Origin of the sequence: Bacteroides sp. (genome assembly GCF_030151085.1) — a bacterium.
In the GTDB taxonomy this organism is placed as follows: Bacteria; Bacteroidota; Bacteroidia; order Bacteroidales; family Bacteroidaceae; genus Bacteroides.
Genome location: NZ_JASLER010000043.1, coordinates 1 through 16,616 on the forward strand (window position 1 = coordinate 1; position 16,616 = coordinate 16,616).

The window sequence follows — 16,616 nt, forward strand, 5'->3', positions numbered from 1 at the left end:
GGCAGAATCTTTTAATGCGAAGATCAAAGCTTTCAGAGCACAGTTTAGGGGAGTCAGAGATAAGGCGTTCTTTTTATACAGACTTACTAAATTATATGCATAAAATGAAAATCCCTCAGAGTTTTACGTTGATCCATTAGATTCGCTTACTTGAGTATCTATACAAAAAGTCCCGTAAAACCTTGATCTTACGGGACTTAATTGGATTTTTTTGCGGAGAGGGAGGGATTCGAACCCCCGGAACCTCGCAGTTCAACGGTTTTCAAGACCGCCGCGATCGACCACTCTGCCACCTCTCCAAACTCCTTTTAAGAAGTACTTTCTTTCGAAAGCGGTGCAAAGATACGACTCTTTTTTAAATCTGCAAACTTCTTTTCTTTTTTTTCGTGAATTAATCGTACTTTTGTGCCATGATATACCCTCAGAACTTCGAACAGAAAATAGGTTTCGACCAAATACGCCAATTGCTGAAGGAAAAATGCCTCAGCACTCTTGGCGAAGAACGAGTGACGGCTATGGTTTTTTCCGACCGCTTTAGCGAAATAGAAGAACGCCTGAATCAAGTCACTGAATTTGTACGTATCATTCAAGAGGAAGATAACTTCCCTGCACAATATTTCTTTGATGTCCGCCCTTCCCTGAAAAGAATACGGGTGGAAGGTATGTATCTGGATGAACAAGAACTTTTTGATCTACGCCGTTCGCTGGAAACCATACGAGACATTGTACGCTTCCTGCAAAAAGAAGGAGAAGATGGAGAAGAAGGCACTTCCCCCTACCCTTGCCTGAAAAGACTGGCAGGGGATATTACTGTATTCCCACAACTCATAGGAAAAATAAACGGAATTCTTTCTCCGTATGGAAAGATCAAAGATAATGCTTCGTCTGAATTAGCTCGTATCCGTCGGGAACTGGCAAGTACGATGAGTAGCATTTCCCGTTCCTTGAACAGTATTCTTCGTAATGCTCAATCCGAAGGAGTAGTAGATAAAGACGTAACGCCCACTATGCGAGACGGTCGTTTGGTTATCCCTGTTGCCCCGGCATTGAAACGAAAAATAAAAGGTATCGTACATGATGAATCAGCAAGTGGAAAGACCGTATTCATTGAACCCGCCGAAGTCGTAGAAGCCAATAACCGCATCCGGGAACTGGAAGGTGACGAACGACGGGAGATCATCCGCATCCTGACGGATTTTTCCAATCAGCTACGTCCTTCTATCCCCGAAGTACTGCTTTCGTATGAGTTTCTTTCCGAGATCGATTTTATACGTGCAAAGGCTCTGTTCTCCGAACAAATATCCGGATTGAAACCGGCTTTTGAGAACAAACAGATATTAGACTGGACGATGGCCGTACATCCTCTGTTACAACTTTCCCTTAACAAACATGGCAAGAAAGTTGTGCCACTGGATATTGAACTGAATGAAAAACAACGCATCCTGATAATCTCCGGTCCGAATGCCGGTGGTAAATCCGTCTGCCTGAAAACCGTAGGATTGCTGCAATACATGTTACAATGCGGACTGCTTACGCCCATGCACGAACGCAGCCACGCCGGTATCTTCAGTAGTATCTTTATCGATATTGGCGACGAACAATCTATTGAAGATGATTTAAGTACTTACTCTTCCCACCTTACTAATATGAAGATCATGATGAAGAACTGCAACGAGCGTAGTCTTATCCTGATTGACGAATTCGGAGGTGGAACAGAACCGCAGATTGGTGGTGCCATTGCCGAAGCCGTATTGAAACGCTTCAACCAAAAGCTGACCTTCGGTGTTATTACTACCCACTACCAGAATCTGAAACACTTTGCCGAAGATCATGAAGGAGTAGTAAATGGTGCCATGCTATACGATCGCCACGTGATGCAAGCCCTTTTCCAACTTCAAATAGGTAATCCCGGAAGTTCATTTGCCGTAGAAATAGCCCGCAAAATAGGTTTACCGGAAGATGTGATTGCCGATGCCTCGGAAATTGTAGGCAGCGAATATATCAATGCCGACAAATACCTACAAGATATTGTACGCGATAAACGGTATTGGGAAGGTAAGCGTCAAACCATTCGCCAGCGCGAGAAGCACATGGAAGAAACAATTGAGCGTTACCAGACCGAAGTAGAAGAGTTGCAGAAATCACGCAAAGAAATTCTGCGTAAAGCCAAAGAAGAAGCAGAGCAACTGATGCAAGAAGCCAATGCGCGTATCGAAAATACCATACGCGTCATCAAAGAAGCCCAAGCCGACAAGGAGAAAACTCGTCAGGTACGCCAGGAACTCACCGATTTCCGTGCGTCTATGGAAATTCTTGCCAACAAAGAGCAAGAAGAGAAGATAGCTCGCAAAATGGAAAAGCTACAAGAAAAACAAAACCGGAAAAAGGAGAAGAAAGCAGATAAAGGTCAAAACAATAACCTATCAGCACAAGCATTGGCAGAACAGCAAGCGAGAAAAGAAGCCGAGCGTCTGGCAGCAATCGTACCCGGTTGTAACGTCAAGATAAAAGGTCAGACTACTGTTGGAGAGGTACTGGAAGTAAACGGAAAGAATGCCACAGTCGCTTTTGGAAGTATCAAAACCACTGTAAAACTGGATCGATTAGAGCGTACCAATGCCCAGCCGAAGCAAGTGGAGCTATCTACCAAAAGTACCTACATCAGTACTCAAACGCAGGACAGTATGTACGAGAAGAAGCTGAACTTCAAACAAGATATTGATGTCCGGGGTATGCGTGGAGACGAAGCTTTGCAAGCCGTAACCTACTTTATAGATGATGCCATCCTCGTTGGTATGGCGCGCGTACGTATTCTTCACGGAACGGGTACAGGTATTTTACGCACCCTTATCCGGCAATATTTACAAACAGTGCCCGGTATACGCCATTTTGCAGATGAACATATTCAATTCGGCGGTGCAGGCATTACAGTCGTTGACTTGAGTTAAATCATTAAATATTAATCATTCTTTATGAAATCAATCAAAGAACTTTACCGCATCGGCACAGGCCCGTCCAGTAGTCACACTATGGGACCTCGCAAAGCTGCCGAAATTTTTCTGGAAAGACATCCGGAAGCAGCTGCATTCAAAGTAACTTTATACGGAAGCCTTGCTGCAACCGGTAAAGGTCACATGACTAACATAGCCATCACCGAAACACTGCAACCCGCAGCGCCGGTAGAGATTATCTGGGAACCAAAAATATTTCTCCCATACCACCCTAACGGTATGAAGTTTGTTTCTTTGAATACCGAAGGTAAAGAAACAGACCAATGGCTCGTGTTTAGCGTCGGAGGTGGTGCCTTGGCAGAAGAAAATAATGGTGATTCATCCATTAACACCCCGGATGTGTACGAAATGAACAGTATGACCGAAATTTTGGAATGGTGCGAACGTACAGGTAAGAGTTACTGGGAGTATGTAAAAGAATGCGAGAACAGTGATATATGGGACTATTTGCAGGAAGTATGGCAAACCATGCAAGCTGCTGTAAAACGCGGATTGGAGCAAGAAGGAGTATTGCCCGGTCCTTTGAATCTACGTCGCAAAGCCTCTACTTATTATATACGTGCCAGTGGATATAAAGCTTCTCTTCAATCTCGCGGACTGGTTTTCTCATACGCTTTAGCTGTAAGCGAAGAGAATGCTTCAGGAGGTGTAATTGTGACTGCCCCCACTTGTGGTTCTTGTGGAGTTGTACCGGCGGTACTTTATCATTTGGCAAAAAGCCGTGACTTCAGCGATACACGTATTCTCCGTGCGCTCGCCACTGCCGGACTGGTAGGAAATATCGTAAAGACTAATGCATCTATTTCGGGTGCCGAAGCCGGATGCCAGGCAGAAGTCGGCGTAGCTTGTTCAATGGCTTCCGCCGCTGCCAACCAACTATTCGGAGGAAGTCCTGCACAAATAGAATATGCAGCAGAAATGGGTCTGGAACATCACCTCGGCATGACTTGTGACCCCGTATGCGGTTTAGTGCAAATTCCTTGTATCGAGCGAAATGCATACGCTGCCGCTCGTGCCTTGGATGCTAATCTTTATTCCTCTTTCACCGATGGTATGCACCGGGTATCTTTCGACAAAGTAGTAACTGTAATGAAAGAAACCGGAAATGACCTGCCTTCACTTTACAAAGAAACGAGTGAGGGAGGATTGGCGAAGGACTTTAAACAAATGTAGAAAGTTGAGAGAGGAAAGTTGAAAGTTGGCTGCGCACGAAGCCTTATATACTGCGCAGCTAACTTTCAACTTTCCTCTTTCAACTCTCAACTTACTTCGGCCAATGTGTATCGTCCTTCCCTGTTACATCTTTAGCCAGCAATAGATTACCTTCTTCGGAGTAGAATAACTGAACTTCTTTATTTCCTTTCTCAACCTCAATGACGTATTCAATGGGTTGTAATGGAGTTTCGAGCACATCAAAATCCTCTTGTTCCCAACTTGCATATTCACTTTCCATAAAGGCGGTCTGTACAGTGCCGGGGAGGTCGACCCAAGCAACATCCAGATCTGTCAATTGCCATTCCGCATTGGTATTGTACCACACAGATGCTTCTTTGCCATCCAACCTGCAATCAGCTACATAATACTTGCCTTTCTGTTCCCATTCTATATGGGTTGCAGACGGATATTGGGCTTTCAGGGCATCTGATATTGCCACAGGCACTGTTATATGATCATCTTTATCATCATCGCTACACGCACTGAATGCTAATGCAGCGATGAACATCATTGCTAATATTTGTATCTTAACTTTCATTATTTATAAAATTAGGGTTCAACATTCATTTGCAGAATCAATCATCCATGCTGACAAATTTGCCTTTATTATTGAATTTCAAGGAGTAATCATTGCTCAATTCAACTTCTACTCCACTACGTTTACGTTCAATCTTCGTAATTTTTTCTTTAGGGAAGTTTGTCTTCACATATTCCTTCACAGATACCGGAATCAAAGCAGCAGGAACAGCAGCCTTATTACAATTGATTTCAACCCAATTACCTTTGCTGTCAAAATCTATTTCCGTACGGTCAGTCAACAGAACTTCGTATTTCTTACTCTGCAAAACCTCACTCTCAATCTTGATATGAGAGATCTGTGGTTTACTGAAATACTGGTTAATAAAATTACGTGCCGTTAATGGCAATTGTTTCACGTCCTGAGTAATTACATCACCAGCAAAAGCAAATTGTACAGCTACAAGAGCCATTACTAAAATAGATAATACTTTCTTCATAATCGTTATTTTTTAAATGTTACTGAATATTTCTTGCATTATTCACACTGCAAATAACGACAGAGAATTAGGAAAGATTTGGGAATAATCGGTGTTAACGGTAGTTTTTAATTTCTTTAACAAGAAGAAAGCAATGCATGCCATCCTGCCATTCGTATGTCAGTTTCAAAGAGGCAGAAAGTGCGATAGAACGTGCAATTGCAAGCCCCAAACCTGTAGAATCCTTCTTTCCATCTGTTCCTCGATAGAAACGATGGAATAGTTTCTCGTTATCCAATGGAGCATCACCGGTGTTTTTTATCACGAATGAATTCGGTGTAGTAAGTATCTGTAATTCTCCTCCTTCCTGACTGTGGAGCAATGAATTCTTCACCAAATTAGAAATCAAAATTTGGGCTAATGAATGGTTACAGCGTATAATAAACGGAGTTTCCCCTTGCTTACGATCCAAATGTATCCGCTTGCCCCCATATATATCCATCAAATCAGGCAGAAGGTTATCAAGTATCTCATCAACCGAAACATCCTCTACTTCGGTATATTGACCATTCTCAATGCGAGACAATAATAATAATGACTTATTTAACTTTACAGCTCTACCTAAAGTAGAATAAATCTCATCCAATTCCTTCATTTGCTGCTCAGTCAAGCCTTCATTTTCTGCCAGAAGTTCCACTTTTCCACGAACAATGGCAAGCGGTGTCTGCAATTCGTGTGAAGCATTCTCTATAAATTGTTTCTGCTCCTGATAGGCTTTATAGCTACGATTTCCCATATCCATTGCAGCATCACTCAACTGACGGAACTCCCCTATTTTAGTAGGATTATCCAAAACAGGCACTTCTTTACCGGGCTGAATACTATGCAACCAGTCCAGCAATTTGTGTAAGGGACGAAAAACACCTTTCAGTACCACCCTGATGCCAATGGATGTACATACCAGAAAAAGCAGAAATAGTGCTCCCAAATACCAAAGCATTGCTTCTACCATATCATCCCGTTCCAAGATGGAAATCATCAAAGTCAATTCATAGAACTGTCCGTCGGGCATGCGGAAAGCAGTCCGCATAACACGCACCGGTTCATCTTCATCCTCCATTTCAATGTAAACGGTAGAATCATAAAATGCTACTTTATAGGAAACTCCTTCTTCCTCCGAAATAGGTTGAAACTTATAAAAAGACATCAATGTTCCTTCTGTAGTAAGTATGGAAGGGTCCAGCAAAGCTTTTTTAATTAAGATTTCAGCCTGATTCTCCAAGGTATCATCCGTTTCATCTATAACTTCATCAATGATGGCATAGTAAAACAGAACTCCCCACACCGCCATCAGTAAGAAGAGTAGCAGCGAAAGTTTACGATAGGTATAATGTAGGAGTTTCATACTTCAGAAAGTTTATAGCCGAAACCGTAAACCGCTTTCAGTTCTACGGTAGCCTCAGCTTGTTTCAACTTCTTACGCAGATTCTTCACCTGAGAATAGATGAAGTCCAGTGAATCGGCTTGATCGATGTTATCACCCCATACAGACTCGGCAAGGCTCATTCTATTAATGACACGATTGGGGTTGACTACAAAATAATATAGCAGATCGAATTCTTTACGGTTCAGTTGCAAAGACACTCCCCCCACTTCAGCCTGACGCTTATCGGGATAAAGCAATAAATTACCGATGGCAACAGTAACATCACCTTGGGTCTGCCTACGACGTATCAACGATTTTATACGAGCATTCAGCTCTGCCAGATGGAAGGGTTTCGTAAGATAATCGTCAGCTCCTAATTCCAGCCCGTCGACCTTATCGTCCAAAGAATCTTTAGCAGAAATGATAAGTACGCTATCACTACGACGAAGCCGTTTCAATTCACGCAACAAATCCAAACCGCTTCCGCCAGGCAACATTATATCCAGCAGAATACAGTCGTAATCATAGTCGTTAATCTTATCCAGTGCCGAGAAATAATCGGCAGCTGTTTCTACGACAAATTTTTCTTTTAGGAGCGAAGTACGGATAGTTTCCCGCAAGTCTTGCTCATCTTCCACAATCAGAATTTTCATACCGCCAAAGATGATTTATAAAACTGGAAACAATCTGGAACTATTATATTTTAATTCTCAATTTATTGAATCCGGCTGATAATCCTCCATTAATTCCTCTTTTGCCATAGAAATTTTTCCATCAGACGTAATAGTCAGTCTAATAGGAACGTAAAGGTCGGATTGCGGATAGCAGACACTTGCTGCATATATAATTCCCTGAGGAGTAGTCTGGTCATACACCAATCCCTCCAGTATGGCATATTGCATGAATTTGGCGTCAACCAACGAAGTAAAATTTTCTTTTGTAAAAACCCTATCTACTATTTGTTTGCCTCCACAAGTAAGACGCAAAGTAATGCGGTTATCAATAAACTTTTCTCCTTGTTCATTCTTTACAATAGGCAAACTCTCATCCGGCTGGCGCAATACAGATGATTGATATTCTTTTCCTTGATAATTAAAAGTTGCTTTTACATCCGAAACTTGCATGCGTTGCGGACCGGCAGCCTTGACACTATCTTGCATTAATGCCTGTGCATCATCCTTTTCCTTCTTATTCTGTGACGAACAAGCCGAGAGGAAAATCACCGATACGCAAGCTAACATATAAAATAGATTCTTCATTGTTTTGCTTTTTACAAATTGACAGGACAAAAATAATGCAATTTGAACGCAAAAGAAAATTTATTCTCTTTTTTGCTGAAAAGAAACAAAAAGAAGCTGCCTGAAACCTGAGATATATTTTATCTCATCAAGTTCCCGACAGCTTCCACATATACCAATACCTAGAAAACTTATGCTTGTTTGTGGTCTTTTCTTTTTGATTCCATTTTAGCCTTTCTTTCCTGCAAGTTCTTAGTGTAGGAAGCATATTGTTCTTTCGTCATAATCTTCTGGAGCTGTGCATTATAAGCAGTACGTGCAGCAGTCATTTCTTCACGTTTATTTGCCATTTCAGCCTTCTTCTGTGCACGTTGCTCATTAGTCAATTGAGCTTTTCCACACTCTTTTTTTGCTACGCTATCCTTTTTGTTATGATGTTTATCAGCTTTACTGCAAGTACATGCACGGTCTTTTTTACCTTTATGCATATCACCTCTGCGATGCTTGGGCATATCTCCCATTTTCTCTACTAAAGTCAAGTTAGCTTCCAGTAACTGCTTCTTTTGCGTATCGTTCAAGGAATATTCCTTTGCCATACGTTCAGTCATACGTTCGGCACGAACTTTGGGTTCTGGCATTTTATCACCACGGCGAGCATGCTGCGCCATTACCATGCCACCCATTAAAAAGGCAGCTACCATTATCATAATTATTCTTTTCATTACTCTATTCCTTTTTTAATTAATACTTTATATTAGTTATACCTATTGTGTTGCAACGTTTATAGGACTATAAGAAAAGCGGGAAGTTTAATGACCACTTCCCGCTTTAACAAAAAAAATGAGGTTGAAATTTTTATTAAGACAAACTTTTATCCCAAAGGATTATCATTTTCATCTCCGGCAGAACCAGAGCCAGAACCGCCATTATTGCCCGAACCGGTAGGGAACACCGTATCTTTACCGGTTACCAATCTTTCCACAGTAGCCTTACTCAGCATATTCTTGAAATAACTTCCCGGATAGAAGATTATTTTTCGACGATACACCGTATTAGCATCCACATCGTCTACTCCTGTCTGACTTTTCGCGTTCAGACCAGGACGAAAACATCCGAAGTCTCCCAACTGAACGGAATATCCTTTATCCAAGTCCATGTTTAAGGTATCAATCAACCCGTCAATTACCATTTTTACGACTCCACGAGGAGCCATACTTATCTTCTGTACTTCTTCGCACAGTTTACTGAATTCAACCATGCCTAATACTTTTGTTTGAGCAACAAATCTTTCAGTGTTTGTTTTGTCAAAACCGAATACTTTCTTCTTTACTTCATACTTAATTGCCATAATCTTTGTTTTTTAGTAGTTAATAATAATATGTATATTAATGTTCTTTTATCAACTCTAAGAGCAAGATATTTTCACTGCGAGGCCTCAACAGTCAGACTATCCGTTTCTCTGATTCGATGTTGCAAAGTTAGGGTGAGAAGAGCCCGAAAGCAAGAAAATGACATCTACAACACAATTGATTAAATAACTAATAAACAATGAATTAAAAAAGTACTATCTCTACAATGAATTAATTGAGATGAAGGTGATAAGAAACCAGAAGAAGGGGAATATGATAATAGTCTCTACAGGTGGTTAGGGTAAGTTACTGATAATTAAGAGGAAATCATTTTACTAACTCTACAAATAGATGCACGTAGAAAGAATTATATGATTGCAAAAGTACAAAACTTATTTTTCACTATTTTTCTCGAAACTAACTAAAAAAAGTAAAAAGTCAAATCTTCCCTCTACAGTTATCTATAGAGGGAATTATGAAAAAATAGATTTTTCAATTTAGTTGCTTACAAGGTTCTGACATCTTGGATTATTAACAATATGACCATCAAGAAAGCGAAATTCAAAATTAATATATTCCTTCCAAAATTCAGGACTGATAGCCTTAATCATATCATCCCGAGTTTGTTTACCCGGACGAATAACTAAGTTGTCAATCTTTTGAGCAGTTACAAGGACTGTCCATCCTTCAAGAACTCCACAATAATATTCAGGTTCAGTTTTCCTATATTTTTCTAGTTCAATCTTATCTGCTTCAGTTAGAGTTCTTGGTGCAATGTAAACCATCAGCATTAGGCCCTTTTTATCTCCATAACTATCAAAGCCAAAATCAAAAAATTGAAAGTTGCTTTGCTTATTATCAAAAGCATGTATCAGATATTCTGATTTTATACAAAAATGAGAGTCTACATGATATAAACCTAATCCAGGATGTACAAGCCGTGAGTCCTGAAAGAAAAATGCTGTAAAGTTATTAGAGAATGCATGAACCAATACAGCTTTGCTATTCTTGCAAATATCAATGCTCTCTCTTTGCAATGCATTAATAAGTCTTTCGGGCACAATAGGATATAGGTTTGAAACAATATCGTATCCTTTGAATGCCCCACTATCATTAGAAGTTGACACTAAATATCTCGTATGAGAGAAGCGAGAATCTATTTCAGGAATGCCTCCTATATGTGAAGTATGTATGGTAACATTTCCCTCTTCTGACACATCAATGCTATCTGCCGCCAGGAACTTAGCCATCACAAGTTTCTCAGCCAAAAGATCCAAACGCGTATGGTCATAGCCTTTGAAAGTCAGAGAAGTTTCCAACATAAACTGTTGAATTGTCATATCAGTATCTACCAATATATTCAAAGAAGGCCAAGACATATTACCCAATTCTGAGGCAGCCATATAATTCACAAATAAAACATCTGCTGCATACATACGATCAAAAATATACTTCCATATCATATTAATAACAGGAAGATTTCCTTTCAAGCCATAATCATCAATATGCTGTTTGGCTATTTTTATTGTTGATTCAATATCTTTGAGCATAATAGCCCTATATGTATTATTTAAGTTACTAGGATACTCTATAATCTCTTGCCGATCAACACTCAAGTGCGGTCTTTCTTTTCCAATATAATTTAGATTGCCATAGCGCTTCAGCAACTCCAGAAAAGCCCCATCCGTCATTCGCTTATCAGTGACTGAAATACCATCAACCGATAAAACCTGACCGGAAACCTTCAATAAGTTAAATAAATATGAATTGTCATTAGTTTCAGGCATAGCAGGTAGCGGCATAGTAATTATGGAATCATATTCCACATCATTTAATTCAACATGTATAGAATATGGCACCAAAAACCTCTGTATACCGCTCAACGTAAGTCTGTCTTCAGTGAATAATCTCTGAGAAATGACTGAGTCAATAAATGGCTGGTCCTTTGCGGTGATACCCATTTCACCTATGGTTAAAGCTAAAGGCTTATTATAAATAGGCAACAATGTGCCTCCATCCAAACGGATATTCACATTTATTCCATCTGGAATTTTATTAATGAAGTCATTCAAATACCGATACAGATGGTCTTCCCATATGTCATACATCTCATTGTAGTCTGCAAACTTATCATTGAACATACGATCACGGTGGTATTGCATAACAAGACCTAATTTTTCAATAGTCTTTGTATTGAGTTTATCTGCATATTCTGATTTGAGCAATATTTTCACGAGCGTTCCAGTATCCTTAATAAGTTCCTCTTCGGCACGGGTTGGCACTTTGTAATAGAAATATTCCTGTGCTCCTTCAATACAACAAGACAAACACTTCCCTGTATCCACCGAACGTGTCACTAATTCCATTCTCGTTCCAAGAATGAAACACGAAAGTATTCCGATGCCAAACTGGGAGATTGGCGTAAAATTACTCCCGAATACGGATTGCTTCCTATAAAAATCTGCAGACTTATAATAGGAGTTCCCTATTTTGAGCAAATAATTTTCAATAATATCTTCAGTCATTCCATAACCATTATCCATGCAATAGAGATATTTTCCAGTTCTATCTTCCATCAGTCCAAACTCTATATGGCCCTCAATTTGCAAACCTCTAGCTTTTTCCAAAGCCACTCGGAATCGACAAGTATCCAAAGCATTCTGATAAAGTTCACGCATACAAGCAAATGGATCTTTATATAATCTGATTCCCATAAGCAAATCAATAATTTTGCTTTGGTTAAGTGTGAACCTCTTGCCAATAACTGGACGGAATGAGTCTTTATCATAATCTACATCTTTACGATCGACTTCTTGTATATCAAAACAATACTTATCAATCCAACCACGCTTCAGCAAATAATAATTATTTATTTCCTCATCAACCCAATTTAGATACTCTTGTAACTGGTAATAATCATCAGGTGTCTGACAATAGGCTGTATAAGAAATAGTTCCTTCATTAACAGTATAGTGAAGACCTACCTTAACAAGCCACTGATGCATACTGAAGTTTGATTTAAAACACATAGCTTTACGCAGTACAGAGGGAGCTCTATCATCACAATAATGTACTATATCTCCCAAGCGCAGCAATTCAGCAACGAATTGTAGATTTACAGAATCATCTCCAATATATCTTACATCAGTCTTCAACTTACGTACAAAATTTAAAGTTTCACCATGAGCTTGGCAAATATCTGCAAGATCCCTGACTACTTTCTTTGACCATACTCCCCCCAATATTCCTTCAAACTTCTTTTCTAAATTTCGGACATATTCTGAGGACTTTATATGATGATATTTACGGATATATTCAGTACGAATAAAATCATTGAGAGAACTAAAATCATCTCTTGAATTCAAAGAACTTAATTGATCATAATAACCATTTCGGAATGTCTGATAATCAGAAAAAAGATTTGCTAATTTTTCAATAAGCACATCCTCATCATTTGGCGCAAACCACCAGTCTTTCATTTCTCCATAGTTTCCATATATTGCAACCTTATTAGCCACAATATATTTCTTTGCTGCTGTGAAAGACAAGGGTTGTTTACCATCATGCTTAATAGAAGTTTCTTCTGTATACCATTGGTCTGTCCCCTCAGTGAGTGACATCAGTTTCAATTCCCAATCAGCAGGGGCCATGCCACAATCATGTAGATATGCTCCCATACAAAGCAAAAATAGTTCTGTAGTAGATAGTCTATCAAGGTATTCTTCCCCAATCAGTAAGGATATATTCATTTCTACCGCCTGTGTATGTACCTCGTCATGTAAATCAAATTCTGGAAGAATTTTAAGTACACGCTTTTGATGGTTCACTGAATCATTAATAAGATCATGTGCCAACACACTAAACTTTTGTTCAATGCTTTCGGCATTATCTTTTCCCCGTCTATCTATTATATCAACAATTTTATTTATTGGTTTCATAACATATAAAATTATAGATTTACATCAAATTTATATTAACATTAGATGTGTATTTCAAGTATATATAGAAAAGAGTAAACAATAAGTGCCACATGCCTATTATAACATTAATCATATTCATTATGCATATTGTCTATAAGATTATTTACTGAAGAACAAGCAATATAAGTTAATATAGTTTACCATAATTATAAAAAACATTCAATTAAGATAAATCTCCATCTCTATTTTTTTCGAACATACACTACATTTCTCCCTGCTCCATATCTCATTAGCAGTCCGTCTTCGATAAATAAGTTCAGGTCATTGACTGCCTGCTTGTAGCTGCGACCTGTCAGTCGGGCATACTGCGCACGATTAATGACAGGATTCTGCTGCAAGTATTCGTCAAGCAACAGGAAACGCTGTTCTAAAGATAAGAGTGAAGTGGAAGACTCTGATTTGGATGCTGATTGCGGATGACGCTCCAAACAGATCTTCTTCTCCAGTTTCTTGAAAAAATCTTTGCTTAAACGGTAATTTAAACCACGCAGGGCCACCGAAGCAGCACGCAGTTCTTTCTTTTCCATGACTTCACGCTTACAACTCAAAGAAGGAGTGAAATAACCAAGTTCACCCAGTTCCACCGTCCATCCATCGGCGAGGCAATCGCACATCTCATCCATAAAAGCAGCCATAGCACCTTCCAGCAAACTACGACTGATACCGGTAAAAAGATGAACGCGATCAAGGAATTCTTTTCGGTCAATGGTGCCCTTGGGGATGAAACGTGCATAAAGAGGTTGTTGTTCGCCTGTCTGACGAATGTCAGGTTTTTCTATAAGGTCATAATATGCACTCATTCTGTATGGGATTAAGTTTTGTCGTTGCTACTTTTAACTCTTTTTCTCACAACGGCTAAGGAAAAAGATGCTTACTACAAAATCGTTCCACCATGGGGAAAATTTCATTCTATAATTAAGAAATTTTTGTTCCACCATGGTGGAACAAAAACTCCCCCACAGTGGAACGACTTAGCAGTAGGTAGCAAATATACTAATCTTCCGCAGGAAAAACAATAAGAATAGTAAAGAAAATCTTTATTTGTATATATACACCTTATGACAGATTATTATTATCATCAATACAACATTTGTCCAAATAGACACTGGAAGAGTTAATATGCTTGAAAGAACTGAAATTCAGAAAAAAATAGCCTTACGAATTTGTACTAAGAAGATAGTATCTTATGATATCTTAATTGAACAAGAAGAAAGCCTTTCTCAATAAAAATAAGAGCTATTCCAATAAAATCCAATTAGGGAATTCTAAATCTCTTGATGCATTCTTTTAACTACAAATCTCATGGATTATTAGGATTGTTTTTCTCATAACCCGTATCTTCCACAGCATCGTATTCCATTTTGCACTGTAGACATTTACCCGAAGTCAATGCACAAGCATGCAAGGGGATGACAAGGGTGCCCAATACGATATTTGGGTACTGACGCAGCAGGTGGCGTAATCGAAAGCAATAGCTATATTCGTTGGGACGGATTCCTTGCAGGCAATCGTTACGTAGTTGCTCAATCCATTCAGCTATGTCTTCGGCGTATGCTACGTGTTCGGATGATGGTGTTCCGAATGCTGTGGAAGCATTCCTGAAGAAGTGATCCATGCGCTTCGGAGGCAGAAACTCCAGCAAATACGTTCCGGCGGAACAAGTACAGGTTTCAACTCGCTGCTTGTCTATTACAGCCAACGTATGGCTTTCGAAAATTTTAATATGGCATGAGCCCTGCATCTCAATACTGCCTTGTAATACGAATAAAAAACAGTAGCGTCTTTCAGCAAGTAGTATCACCCGACCCGCCTGCTTGTGATAAGAGAAGCGAGCAGGAGCCTTACCGATGTTCATGTCATTATTCATTTTCTTTGTTTATTATATTGTAAACAAGAGTTACAAAGCAATTCTACTACCAATTTACACGATAAATTTATTTTACTTCACGTACACAACGAACAGGATAGGCACAAGAGCGACGGGCGTATTGATATCCATAATCATAGGGATGTACACATGGATGATCATAATCATTAACTCTTGTATGAATATGTAATATTGAAGTTGCATCATTAAAAGAAGCAGCTGAAGTGTAATATCCGCCACAGACATCTACAACAAAGCAACTACCATCTCCTGTCCTCCATCCACAATAGGGGAAAAAAGAAGTGTTTCCACTACGCCATCTTTCCATATAAAACGACATTCCATGAAGAAGTTGTGATTGTTCAGGATTTTCAAAATTCTGAGTATCATAGGTATTTGTATTGAGCCCAGTATTGGTGAACCCCATCCAAGCATCACTTTTAGGAAGCATCCAACCTGATGGGCATGGGTCAAAAAGAGATTTATTTATAGCACCATTATTAGCAACAATATTTTGATAATTGATAGTTGCATCATTAAAAGGAATTCCACCCCATAACTTGTCGTTATGTCCCCAATACCAATCACCATCATTGACGTATAATGTAGGATCATGCGTTGATCTATGATCAGCTCCATTTTTAATATCAAATTCACCACCATTTTCAAATTGAGCTGGTATTGCCGTAGCCATATATGTAGTGGGATTTTGGATAGCATACATTATGTTGCCTGTAGTGGCATCTATTCTCTTAGTCTGAAAAACTTCTCCAGTTCCAACAGTGCTTGACATGCTAATTTGTTGAGCATTGTTGTTATATAATGCAGTGATGTTAGGACTGGCATATGCATAAAACTCTTTACCTACTATTTTTGCAACTTGTGGAAATGGATCTTTCCTCCCCCATTGGAAATATAGGCCATAAGTGTATAAATTTCCTGGAGTCGTACTAAGTGCGCCCAAATTACAAGACATAAAACTAAATCCCGGTACTCGTGTACCACTATATATATTACCACTATCCCAATTATACGTCGTATATTTCACCGCATTTGCCACCTGCGCCGGCGAACTATCATTCACCCAAATATGCCACGACCATAGTATCACTCCGCTACTATTATATCCTGCAACTACTGCATTACCGTCCGTATTTCCCGCCGTCACATAAACGATATCATCTTTCAAATACACACGGGTTCCGCTGGCGTTATTACCGATTGCGAAGTTACTTCCGTCCCCTGTTTGCCACAATATATCCACCCGAGAAAACTTTTTGGCAGCTACAGTCTTATCCACATAATCTGCATATCGCCACCCGCCACCTGTTTCAGTACGTTCGTAAGGATCGAAGGCGATACTGGCATTCCGCTTCATTACAAAACAATTGGCAGGAGCCGCCATCACACGTGAGTCCGTAACGGAAGATTTCAGGTTCAGGGTCAACGTATATTTATAATTCCGTTTGATATTGAAATCATTCGTATTGTTCTCACCCGGATATACGGTATATACATAGCTCCCCCCATCCACT

Annotated in this window: 12 protein-coding genes, 1 tRNA gene and 1 pseudogene; 2 read left to right on the forward strand and 12 right to left on the reverse strand. The window is 39.5% G+C overall.

The annotated features are described in order from the left end of the window. Positions 1–214: 214 nt before the first annotated feature. Positions 215–299, reverse strand: a tRNA-Ser gene (locus Q1W14_RS07975). Positions 300–410: 111 nt separating this feature from the next. Here Q1W14_RS07975 and Q1W14_RS07980 point away from each other — a divergent pair. Then, the gene (locus Q1W14_RS07980; RefSeq protein WP_300700490.1) at positions 411–2,948 is read left to right on the forward strand and encodes a Smr/MutS family protein; all 2,538 of its coding nucleotides are present in this window, start codon (positions 411–413) and stop codon (positions 2,946–2,948) included. A gap of 24 nt (positions 2,949–2,972) precedes the next feature. Further along, positions 2,973–4,184 carry an L-serine ammonia-lyase gene (locus Q1W14_RS07985; RefSeq protein WP_300700491.1) on the forward strand — a complete coding sequence of 404 codons (1,212 nt, stop codon included), beginning with the start codon at positions 2,973–2,975 and terminating at the stop codon, positions 4,182–4,184. 91 nt (positions 4,185–4,275) lie between these two features. Here Q1W14_RS07985 and Q1W14_RS07990 read toward each other — a convergent pair whose 3' ends face one another. From Q1W14_RS07990 to Q1W14_RS08040, 11 genes and pseudogenes are all read right to left on the reverse strand, one after another. Next, complete coding sequence (locus Q1W14_RS07990; protein ID WP_300700492.1) at positions 4,276–4,764, reverse strand: PepSY-like domain-containing protein; 489 nt, start codon at positions 4,762–4,764, stop codon at positions 4,276–4,278. Between the two features lie 37 nt (positions 4,765–4,801). After that, positions 4,802–5,242, reverse strand: a complete 441-nt coding sequence (locus Q1W14_RS07995; protein ID WP_300700494.1) for a PepSY-like domain-containing protein — start codon at positions 5,240–5,242, stop codon at positions 4,802–4,804. A 94-nt stretch (positions 5,243–5,336) separates the two neighbouring features. Further along, the gene (locus Q1W14_RS08000; protein ID WP_300700495.1) at positions 5,337–6,626 is read right to left on the reverse strand and encodes a HAMP domain-containing sensor histidine kinase; all 1,290 of its coding nucleotides are present in this window, start codon (positions 6,624–6,626) and stop codon (positions 5,337–5,339) included. Further along, entirely contained in the window at positions 6,623–7,300 is a 678-nt protein-coding gene (locus Q1W14_RS08005) for a response regulator transcription factor (RefSeq protein WP_300700497.1), read from the reverse strand. The genes Q1W14_RS08000 and Q1W14_RS08005 overlap by 4 nt, the downstream gene beginning before the upstream one ends. 57 nt (positions 7,301–7,357) lie before the next feature. Continuing rightward, a complete protein-coding gene (locus Q1W14_RS08010) occupies positions 7,358–7,906 on the reverse strand; it encodes a DUF4738 domain-containing protein (RefSeq protein WP_300700499.1) in 549 nt (182 codons plus the stop codon). A 170-nt stretch (positions 7,907–8,076) separates the two neighbouring features. Continuing rightward, a complete protein-coding gene (locus Q1W14_RS08015; RefSeq protein ID WP_300700501.1) occupies positions 8,077–8,607 on the reverse strand; it encodes a DUF4890 domain-containing protein in 531 nt (176 codons plus the stop codon). Positions 8,608–8,756: 149 nt separating this feature from the next. Then, the gene (locus Q1W14_RS08020) at positions 8,757–9,233 is read right to left on the reverse strand and encodes an HU family DNA-binding protein (protein ID WP_300700502.1); all 477 of its coding nucleotides are present in this window, start codon (positions 9,231–9,233) and stop codon (positions 8,757–8,759) included. A gap of 498 nt (positions 9,234–9,731) precedes the next feature. Then, positions 9,732–13,172 carry a hypothetical protein gene (locus Q1W14_RS08025; RefSeq protein ID WP_300700504.1) on the reverse strand — a complete coding sequence of 1,147 codons (3,441 nt, stop codon included), beginning with the start codon at positions 13,170–13,172 and terminating at the stop codon, positions 9,732–9,734. 224 nt (positions 13,173–13,396) lie between these two features. Continuing rightward, positions 13,397–14,014 (reverse strand): DNA-binding protein, encoded by a 618-nt coding sequence (locus tag Q1W14_RS08030; RefSeq protein ID WP_300700506.1) that lies wholly within the window; start codon positions 14,012–14,014, stop codon positions 13,397–13,399. Between the two features lie 500 nt (positions 14,015–14,514). Further along, entirely contained in the window at positions 14,515–15,081 is a 567-nt protein-coding gene (locus Q1W14_RS08035; protein WP_300700508.1) for a hypothetical protein, read from the reverse strand. 67 nt (positions 15,082–15,148) lie between these two features. Beyond that, positions 15,149–16,616: pseudogene (locus Q1W14_RS08040) on the reverse strand (hypothetical protein); the annotation flags it as partial.

Excerpts from the sequence above, each read along its gene's own strand:
- Q1W14_RS07980 (WP_300700490.1), top strand. The coding sequence starts at position 411 with ATGATATACCCTCAGAACTTCGAACAGAAAATAGGTTTCGACCAAATA.
- Q1W14_RS07985 (WP_300700491.1), top strand. The coding sequence starts at position 2,973 with ATGAAATCAATCAAAGAACTTTACCGCATCGGCACAGGCCCGTCCAGT.
- Q1W14_RS07990 (WP_300700492.1), bottom strand. The coding sequence starts at position 4,764 with ATGAAAGTTAAGATACAAATATTAGCAATGATGTTCATCGCTGCATTA.
- Q1W14_RS07995 (WP_300700494.1), bottom strand. The coding sequence starts at position 5,242 with ATGAAGAAAGTATTATCTATTTTAGTAATGGCTCTTGTAGCTGTACAA.
- Q1W14_RS08000 (WP_300700495.1), bottom strand. The coding sequence starts at position 6,626 with ATGAAACTCCTACATTATACCTATCGTAAACTTTCGCTGCTACTCTTC.
- Q1W14_RS08005 (WP_300700497.1), bottom strand. The coding sequence starts at position 7,300 with ATGAAAATTCTGATTGTGGAAGATGAGCAAGACTTGCGGGAAACTATC.
- Q1W14_RS08010 (WP_300700499.1), bottom strand. The coding sequence starts at position 7,906 with ATGAAGAATCTATTTTATATGTTAGCTTGCGTATCGGTGATTTTCCTC.
- Q1W14_RS08015 (WP_300700501.1), bottom strand. The coding sequence starts at position 8,607 with ATGAAAAGAATAATTATGATAATGGTAGCTGCCTTTTTAATGGGTGGC.
- Q1W14_RS08020 (WP_300700502.1), bottom strand. The coding sequence starts at position 9,233 with ATGGCAATTAAGTATGAAGTAAAGAAGAAAGTATTCGGTTTTGACAAA.
- Q1W14_RS08025 (WP_300700504.1), bottom strand. The coding sequence starts at position 13,172 with ATGAAACCAATAAATAAAATTGTTGATATAATAGATAGACGGGGAAAA.
- Q1W14_RS08030 (WP_300700506.1), bottom strand. The coding sequence starts at position 14,014 with ATGAGTGCATATTATGACCTTATAGAAAAACCTGACATTCGTCAGACA.
- Q1W14_RS08035 (WP_300700508.1), bottom strand. The coding sequence starts at position 15,081 with ATGAATAATGACATGAACATCGGTAAGGCTCCTGCTCGCTTCTCTTAT.